Origin of the sequence: Leptospira licerasiae serovar Varillal str. VAR 010 (genome assembly GCF_000244755.1) — a bacterium.
Classification (GTDB): domain Bacteria; phylum Spirochaetota; class Leptospiria; order Leptospirales; family Leptospiraceae; genus Leptospira_B; species Leptospira_B licerasiae.
In genome coordinates this window covers 1-8004 of record NZ_AHOO02000004.1, presented here as the reverse complement: position 1 = coordinate 8004, position 8004 = coordinate 1, and the positions used below count along the sequence as shown (strand labels likewise).

Here is an 8004-nt window from a genome sequence, read left to right as displayed (position 1 = left end):
ATCTTTTCTATTTGTATAAATTTTATTTAATCTTTCGGTCACTGATTCTTTACTATGTAATTGAATAAACTCTTCTAATGCCTTTGCAAAAAGTTGGCTTCGAGGAATCCCAAGCCTTTTGGCGGTTTTTTCCGCTGTTTTAAATAAATCATCAGGAATTGAGACAGCAGTCTTCATAAAATAAGTATAACTCGAGTTATACCTGGGTCAATTAAAAATTCTATCAATTTGCAGAAATTTCGTTTCCCTTGAATAAAGACAGATGCACGGGTATTGCGTATAACGTCCAACGCTTGGCGACGTTCCGCGAGTCCATAGGACTTGGCGCGAGAATTGCCTCTGCAAGGCGAGTGACAAAGCGGAATGTGCCGAAGGCCAAGCAAGGGTTGCGTAAGCAAACCCGAAGCGCAGTGCCAAGCTGTTAGTTAGGCGTGCCCGAAGGGCCGTAGCGGTTTTTTGAAGCGGCTTTAATCTAATCCTGATGAACTATTAAGCCTTTGTTAGACAATTCCAACCAATCGCTATCATTAAACTCTTCCGCAATTTTCGACAAGAATTGCTGAAATAGTGAAAACAGCTCTTTATTCTTTATATTTCCGGTAGTTACTACCAATAACTTACGCGGCTTCTTTCTTATAAGATACGAGTCTAAGAAATCTGAGTCTTTTGTGATTAAAATTAAATCATTTGAATCACAATATGAAATTATATCAGAATCAGATGTTTTATTTCCTAACGGGAGATGCTCCGTATGGAGCACTTCAAAATTCTTTTCTTTGAATAAATAGACTAAGCTAAAAGGAAGTTGAGCATCAATAAAGAACTTCATGCAGAAGCTTTGTATATTGATTTAACTTTTACCAAGTTCGAAGCATATTCAAGACAAGCTAAGATATCTTCTTTTTCAATAGATGGGTAATCTAAAATAATCTCATCTTCAGACATTCCAGAAGATAAAAGATCAAGTATAAGCTCAACTGTATACCGTTGGTTCCGAATAGTAGGTTTCCCATGGCATACTTCAGGATTTAAAGTGATCCGATTTAATAAATTTGAGCTCACAGATCTAATTTATACATTTATCAGATGAGTGTCAAACACTAATCGTTTGTAATGTTCAACCTTTTCAGCTAAATACAAAACTTGAAAGACTAGAATTCTTTCAAACTATATGATGCCGCTTCAAAAAACTGACGCCTAACGACCAAGGTGTTCCGACGTTTGCAATGGCACGAGTTTGCGCATGCAAACGAAGTGACAGAAGCAAATGTGGCGAAGCCCGAGCGAGTGGTCGCGTAGCGATCCGCGAGCGGAGCGGAAGCACCGTTAGTTATGCGTAGTAACGCTTTTTTAGAGCTTTCTTTTTATTAATTCTTTAATAGCTAGCAAATCACTTGGAGAAAAGTCAGCATCATATGGAAACTCACCCGAATAAAAGCGAATTGAAAGGCTGTTCGCATTCAATAGATTATTCTGTAATTCCTTAGTGAGAACGACTTCGGCAGAATATGAATTCCACGATGAAAATCTATAACCCTCAAGACTACTTTTTGGATTTTGAAGTTCAATTTTAATTTTCTTATCATCAAGTTTAAAGAAAGCCAAAGTAGATAATGGCAGGTCATGATCTGTGAATTTTGAAAAAAGATATAACTTAATAACAGGTTCTGAACCTTCAACAACTGTTTTCGTCAGCATTACAAATAGTGTTTTAGCACCTCTTGATATAGAATTCGTATAAGCATACATATCTAGAGTGAAGGTTGTTTGATTTTTAAAATCATCTTTTAAAACTTTTATTTTCCCATAGGACAAGCATTGCAATGTTAAGATTCCAATTAATACTATGACTGATTTTCTCATTTTTCCTCGTAGATTGCTATTTTTGCGAATTAATATATTGATAGCGTTATTACGCATAACGACCAAGGTGTTCCGACGTTTGCAATGGCACGAGTTTGCTCATGCAAACGAAGTGCCAGAAGCAAATGTGGCGAAGCCCGAGTGAGTGGTCGCGCAGCAAGCCACGAACGTAGCGGAAGCACCGAAAGTTAGGCCGACGTCCGATCCAAAAACGGTGCATTCCAAATAGTTGCATTTCTATACTTCAGTAAATTGCCGCTTCGGTAAAATACTACTTTCAGATGCCAGATCTCCGCTCCGAATACGGGATCCGTTAGGGTTATCAAACAGCAAGCTAATCATCTAGATGAAACTCAACGCTCGGCACCAGAACATCACAGGAGCGGGTAAACAGATGAAAATCAGCTACGGCTCTATTTAAATAATATCTTACCCTAAAGTAAAAAAGAAATAAATTATCGGATGTTCGCCTAACGTCCAACGCTTGCCGACGTTGGCGACTCTGAGCCTCAGAAGGAGGCGTTAGAGACTGGCACGAGACTTGCCCTGCAAGGCGAGTGACAGAAGCCAATGTGCCTAAGGCCAAGCGAGGGTTGCGAAGCAGGCCCGAAGCGCTGCGGCAAGCTGTTAGTTAGACGTAGTGGCGTCTTATAAAGACCAATCTTCTATTTTAAGATTCTTTACTCTATTGAATTCTTTAGTATTGTTCGTTACAAATACCAAGTCCCGCGATAATGCTTGAGCTGCCAATAAAGTGTCAATGGATCCGATTAAATTTCCAGACTTCTTTAAATCTGATCGAATAATGCCAAAAAATTGCGCATCCGATTGATCGAATGGAAGAATATCAAAGATGGATAGAAATTCAATTAATGAAACTCTATTCTTCTCTTTATATTCACTATTTTCAATACCAAACTCTAACTCTGCAAGTGTCAGAGATGAAATGAATAAACCTTTATTCAGATTTTTCTTTAATTTATCTAATAGCTTTTGATTTTTCTTTTTAATTAGGAAAATACAAATATTAGTATCAAGTAGATACATTAAAGGCTTTCTCTTTCTGATTCAGAAAGAGTTTCCCTTCCCTCTTTCAAGAAACCTTCACTAAAACCATTTAATCCATCAAGAAAAACATTCCATGCCTTATTCTTAGGCACTAATATAACTGCTTCTCCAACCTTCTGGATGAAAACATCATCACCCTTGAATTGGAATTCCTTCGGCAATCTTACGGCCTGACTTCTTCCGTTTATGAATAATTTCGCAGTTTGCATTCTAATCACCCTTTAAATAGTATATACCGTGATATATCACAAGTCAATGCTAAATTTTCGAGAAAAGGTAATTTTTAAGCCATTACGTCTAACGACCAAGGTGTTCCGACGTTTGCAATGGCACGAGTTTGCGCATGCAAACGAAGTGACAGAAGCAAATGTGGCGAAGCCCGAGCGAGTGGTCGCGAAAGCGATCCGCGAGCGGAGCGGAAGCACCGAAAGTTAGACGCAGTCGCTAATCATTTAAGTCAGATAAAGACTGCTGGAGAAACTTTGAATTTCTTTCCTAATGCTTTGATTTGGCGAATATTCAATTCTCTCTTACCATTTAGAATCTCGGAAACAACTCCCTGACTGCCCAGTTCTACCATGTCCTTTTGAGTAAATCCATTCTCTTCCATAAGATATTTCAATACCTCAACGGGATCTGCATCAATTGATGCAAAGTTGTCTTTCTCATATTCTTCAACGAGATTTCCCACAGTTTCCATTAAAGGGGCCAATGGATGTTTTTCGCTGTTACCAACCTCATCTATCAATTCATCAAGAGCTTTTAAAAGTCTTTTGTATTGTTTATCAGAATGAGGAACAGATAAGAGATCTTTTACTTCTGGCCAAACATTTCTTACTCGCTCTAATTCAAGAATCATACCCTACTCCTCCTTCCATTTCCCTTTATCATATTCTGAATGTGTTAAAACATATCGAATAAAGACTTTCTTTCTATTATAATGAATGGCAGAAATTAATCTAAAATTATTCCCGCTAATATTGAAGACTGTAAATTTACCAACCTGATCAGCGCTTTTAAATACTTTTCTTAATTCATTGAAATCTTTAAAATCTGTATTATGAACTACTTTAAACCAGCCTTTAAGAGAAGGCCCTGAATTAGGATGTTTAGTTACAAAATCAGAAATCTTCTTCCAGCTAATAATATGCACTAATACAACAATATCTCAAAATGAGATATTGCAAGCGTTTTTCTTAATTTTTCTTTTCAAAAATGAGTTTTTAGCGATTGCGTATAACGACCAAGGTGATCCGACGTTTCGCGAGTGCGCAAGCACTTGGCGCGAGACTTGCCATGCAAGGCGAGTGACAAAGCGAAATGTGGCGAAGCCCGAGCGAGAGTCGCGTAGCGATCTCGAAGCGTAGCGGAAGCACCGAAAGTTAGGCGTTGGTCTCAGGTATAACTATTATTTTGAAGGGGATTCTTTAATTATTTTAGATTTAAGAATAAGAAATCTTTCACCTTTTATTTCTTCTATTCGAATAATTTTTTTCGAATCAAGAGACTCTTGAGGCACCTGAATAGTAATCCCCTCTTCTAACGTCAACTTTCTAATATTAATTAATTTCTTTAGCTTCGCATTTACCGATTTTGGGAATTTTGCTTGCGGAACATCAGTTTTAGAACTCTCACTATTAAATTCCGCAAGCGCAGTAGGAGGAATATATTCTTCCGCAAATTTTGCAAGAGACAAAGTTTTATTGTTATTATTTAACTCTGCGTATAAGCCGCTAAGAATTTTCAATGATTCTTTGCTATCTATTCGCTTATTTCCTGCAAATTTAACTATGAATTCGTAAAAAGCATGGGTATAATATTCTGTAGTTTGAGGATAGCGACATCCAAGGAACCTAACTAACCAAAATTTTGAAACCTCTTGCCTGTTAATTTGGTCGTCCATTACATATGTATGCATCAAGTGCCCGTCGTCAAATTCGAAGAAAGCCATTTTAAAAACTTTGGTCTTATTCGTTATTAATACTTTTTCAAGCGATTTCATTTCATATGCTTTTCTTTGCTTATTGAAATCTGCTTCACTTCCCTGCATTCCTTCCAGCTTTAACATACAAACAAATGACTTATCATTTCTTTCACCTCGGAAGAATATTAAAAACCCATCTGAAATTCCGTGCTTGCTCTGCGCTGAATAAAGAATTGTTGCTATTCTCTGAGAATATTTTATAAAGTCTTGCTGCTTTGCAAACTTTAGAAGCCTTATATTTTGGATGACCGTACTCGGCGTTTCCGGAATATCTTGTACCTCAATAGTATAGTTTTTCAAAATTGATTCTTCAATTTTTTTGCCCCAAAATTTTGAGTCAAACAGTAGTGAAGTATTCTCAGAAAGCTCAAAGGCACTTTCACTGTTCTTATTGGGAACCCAGTGTATTATTGCATCTTCTAATTTCATAATTATATTCCTGAGACTTACGCCTAACGACCAAGGTGTTCCGACGTTTCGCGAGTCCGCAAGGACTTGGCGCGAGACTTGCTCTGCAAGGCGAGTGACAAAGCGAAATGTGCCGCAGGCCAAGCGAGAGTTGCGAAGCAATCTCGAAGCGCTGCGGAAGCACCGAAAGTTAGACGAAGGCTTACGTGTTTTTCTGAAAATACTTTTCAAGATTACCAATAATCTCTTTATGATAGTTGTAATTTACAAATAATATTGCTTCAGGCCATGTATTAGCAAATAGCTCTAGGAGAAATTCGTTTCTTTCACCACGGCCTGCTAACTTCTTAATATTCAAAAGAATCTTCCTGTTGTGTGATTTTAAGTCTTCCGATGGATTCGCACTATATAGTAATGAAGCAACCGGGCTTGCAATATCCTTTGTTTCCTTTGCATTCTCTAATGTTTCAACTGTAACATTAGGATTAACTATGTATAATGGAGATGTAGTGATTACAATGGGGATTATCGAATTCGCTGCTTTATCAGGTTTAGAAAGCGACCAAAATAATGATGAGAGATAGATTTCGTTAAAAATCGGATAGCTAACTTGTGCAATTGCTTTTTGGATCAAAAAGTCCGTCTTATCGGAATGCCGTATTTCTATTCCTTTATATACAGAATTACCGAAAAGATGAATAACCTCTTTCTGTTCCATTTTAAGCTCTGCTTTAAAAGGACCTAATTTATAAGTGTGCACAAAAGGCACTACATTAAGATGCTGTTTCATTTGCAGCGAGGGAAGAAATAGCCAATCAATAGTTTCATCCGTCTGCTTACATTCAACAAGCAAAGTTACATTGTGACCGTGTATTTCCTTTCTACAAACTAAATCACCTGCGAATTTCTTAGCGGTTCCTGTTTCATCGTCTCGTTCATACTGATACTCAGCGAGAATTGAATATCCAAACTCATTAATAGTTTTGGAGATAGCGTACTCTAATATAAAGCCAGAATTTTTTATTAGTTTAATTTTGTTCTTTTCTGTAGTCATAAAGTTTGCGTAAGCTTTCGTCTAACGTCCAACGCTTGGCGACGTTCCGCGAGTCCGAAGGACTTGGCGCGAGACTTGCTCTGCAAGGCGAGTGACAAAGCGGAATGTGGCGCAAGCCCAAGCGAGTGGGTCGCGAAGCGATCCCCGAAGCGACGCGCCAGAGCTGTTAGTTAGGCGACGTCGCCCCTTTCTTAGAATAATATTTCACCATCCAGGGTAAAGCGATACAGTCTATCATCCCAACTCTTAGCATATATTATATTATTTTCTATTTTAAAAACATCAATCCCATCGGAAGTTGTAAATATATCACTACCCGAATGCTGCCAAATTATATTGCCAGCAATATTAATCCGGGTTATTTCCAATTCTCCATGAATAATAAATCCATCTGATATTTCATAAATTCCAAAGCAGCTTATTCCGTCCACTTGAGATCGCCATTGTAATTCAAGGCTTGGAATCGCTAAAGAGAAGACTGAATCCCCAAGGCATAAATACAGGAAATCATTTTTGACTAAATAACAGTTTTCATGTAATCCAGAGACCCCTGAATTTGCTAAGAGTACACTACAATTTGTCGTGAAAATTCCGAATTTCGTTGAAGCAATATCATGATTCACATCAATAATTCGATCGTATGAATGTAAATTGTCTACCGAACCGATTCCAAATGTAGAATCGCTTATTATTTTTATCTTTCCTTGCTTAGTTTGCAGCTCAAGTTCTTCTATCATAATTTTGGGCGATGTCCGCCTAACGACCAAGGTGTTCCGACGTTTCGCGAGTGCGCAAGCACTTGGCGCGAGGCTTGCTATGCAAGACGAGTGACAAAGCGAAATGTGGCGTAGCCCGAGCGAGAGTTGCGAAGCAATCTCGAAGCGTAGCGGAAGCACCGACAGTTATACGCTGAACCGGACGTTAACTCGATAGCTATTTTTCATTAACCTTTCGCATCTAGTAATTGCCTAATAAAGCTTTTGATGATTTTAGATTCACTTTTAAAGAAATACAATAGAACGGCATAAATAAAGAAAGGACCGATTAATATCTCTGGAGGCACTTTACGATTTAACTTTAACAATTCGAACTTGGATACTATAAAGAGGATAAAGGGCATAATAATAAATAGCCCCATTATTAATTTCGATACAGGATGCAATCGAATCCTAATTGAAATGAATGTCGCCTCTTTTTCAGGAAATAATGTTCCCTGCAAGAATGGTAGAGCAGCATCATTTCTATAATCAAGGTGTCTATACATTTGAAATTGATTTTTAACTATTCTTTGGAAATAGTCATTATCAGAAATATTACTAATTCTCGCGAAAATTTCCTCTTCCGACAACTTCGTGTATAAAATGTAATTTTCATATACCAAAAGATATTTTGAAAGAATCCTTAATTTAGCAATTAATTCTCTAATACTCATGCTTTAAATATTTGAAGTCTTATTCCTATTCTTTCTCAAAGAAAAATTATGCCGGTTTTGCGTATAACGACCAAGGTGCTCCGACGTTCGCAACGGCACGAGTTTGCTCAGGCAAACGAAGTGACGGACGCGAATGTGCCGAAGGCCGAGCGAAAGGTGCGAAGCAGCCTTGAGCGGAGCGGAGGCACCGATAGT

At 37.9% G+C, this 8004-nt stretch carries 11 protein-coding genes; all 11 read right to left on the bottom strand.

What is annotated here, in order from left to right:
* Nucleotides 1-177 (bottom strand): CopG family transcriptional regulator (locus LEP1GSC185_RS00430; RefSeq protein WP_008595989.1); only part of this gene is annotated, 177 nt, incomplete at its 3' end.
* Between the two features lie 295 nt (nt 178-472).
* Nucleotides 473-829: a DUF5615 family PIN-like protein gene (locus tag LEP1GSC185_RS00425; RefSeq protein ID WP_008595991.1), complete on the bottom strand. Its 357-nt coding sequence runs from the start codon at nt 827-829 to the stop codon at nt 473-475.
* Nucleotides 826-1062, bottom strand: a complete 237-nt coding sequence (locus tag LEP1GSC185_RS19630) for a DUF433 domain-containing protein (RefSeq protein WP_010514840.1) — start codon at nt 1060-1062, stop codon at nt 826-828. The genes LEP1GSC185_RS00425 and LEP1GSC185_RS19630 overlap by 4 nt, the downstream gene beginning before the upstream one ends.
* Before the next feature lie 288 nt (nt 1063-1350).
* Nucleotides 1351-1920, bottom strand: coding sequence for a hypothetical protein (locus LEP1GSC185_RS00420; RefSeq protein WP_008589268.1), 570 nt, complete (start codon nt 1918-1920; stop codon nt 1351-1353).
* A gap of 591 nt (nt 1921-2511) precedes the next feature.
* Nucleotides 2512-2910, bottom strand: coding sequence for a type II toxin-antitoxin system tRNA(fMet)-specific endonuclease VapC (vapC, locus tag LEP1GSC185_RS00415; RefSeq protein ID WP_008588692.1), 399 nt, complete (start codon nt 2908-2910; stop codon nt 2512-2514).
* Complete coding sequence (gene vapB, locus LEP1GSC185_RS00410) at nt 2910-3140, bottom strand: type II toxin-antitoxin system antitoxin VapB (RefSeq protein WP_008588780.1); 231 nt, start codon at nt 3138-3140, stop codon at nt 2910-2912. Before vapB ends, vapC begins: the two co-directional genes overlap by 1 nt.
* Before the next feature lie 248 nt (nt 3141-3388).
* Nucleotides 3389-3790: a helix-turn-helix domain-containing protein gene (locus tag LEP1GSC185_RS00405; RefSeq protein WP_008589206.1), complete on the bottom strand. Its 402-nt coding sequence runs from the start codon at nt 3788-3790 to the stop codon at nt 3389-3391.
* 3 nt (nt 3791-3793) lie between these two features.
* Nucleotides 3794-4084: a type II toxin-antitoxin system HigB family toxin gene (locus tag LEP1GSC185_RS00400; RefSeq protein ID WP_010516053.1), complete on the bottom strand. Its 291-nt coding sequence runs from the start codon at nt 4082-4084 to the stop codon at nt 3794-3796.
* Between the two features lie 255 nt (nt 4085-4339).
* Entirely contained in the window at nt 4340-5344 is a 1005-nt protein-coding gene (locus LEP1GSC185_RS00395) for a nucleoid-associated protein (RefSeq protein WP_010516055.1), read from the bottom strand.
* Nucleotides 5345-5525: 181 nt separating this feature from the next.
* Complete coding sequence (locus tag LEP1GSC185_RS00390) at nt 5526-6377, bottom strand: hypothetical protein (RefSeq protein WP_008589132.1); 852 nt, start codon at nt 6375-6377, stop codon at nt 5526-5528.
* A gap of 191 nt (nt 6378-6568) precedes the next feature.
* A complete protein-coding gene (locus LEP1GSC185_RS00385; protein WP_010516057.1) occupies nt 6569-7114 on the bottom strand; it encodes a hypothetical protein in 546 nt (181 codons plus the stop codon).
* Nucleotides 7115-8004: the final 890 nt, after the last annotated feature.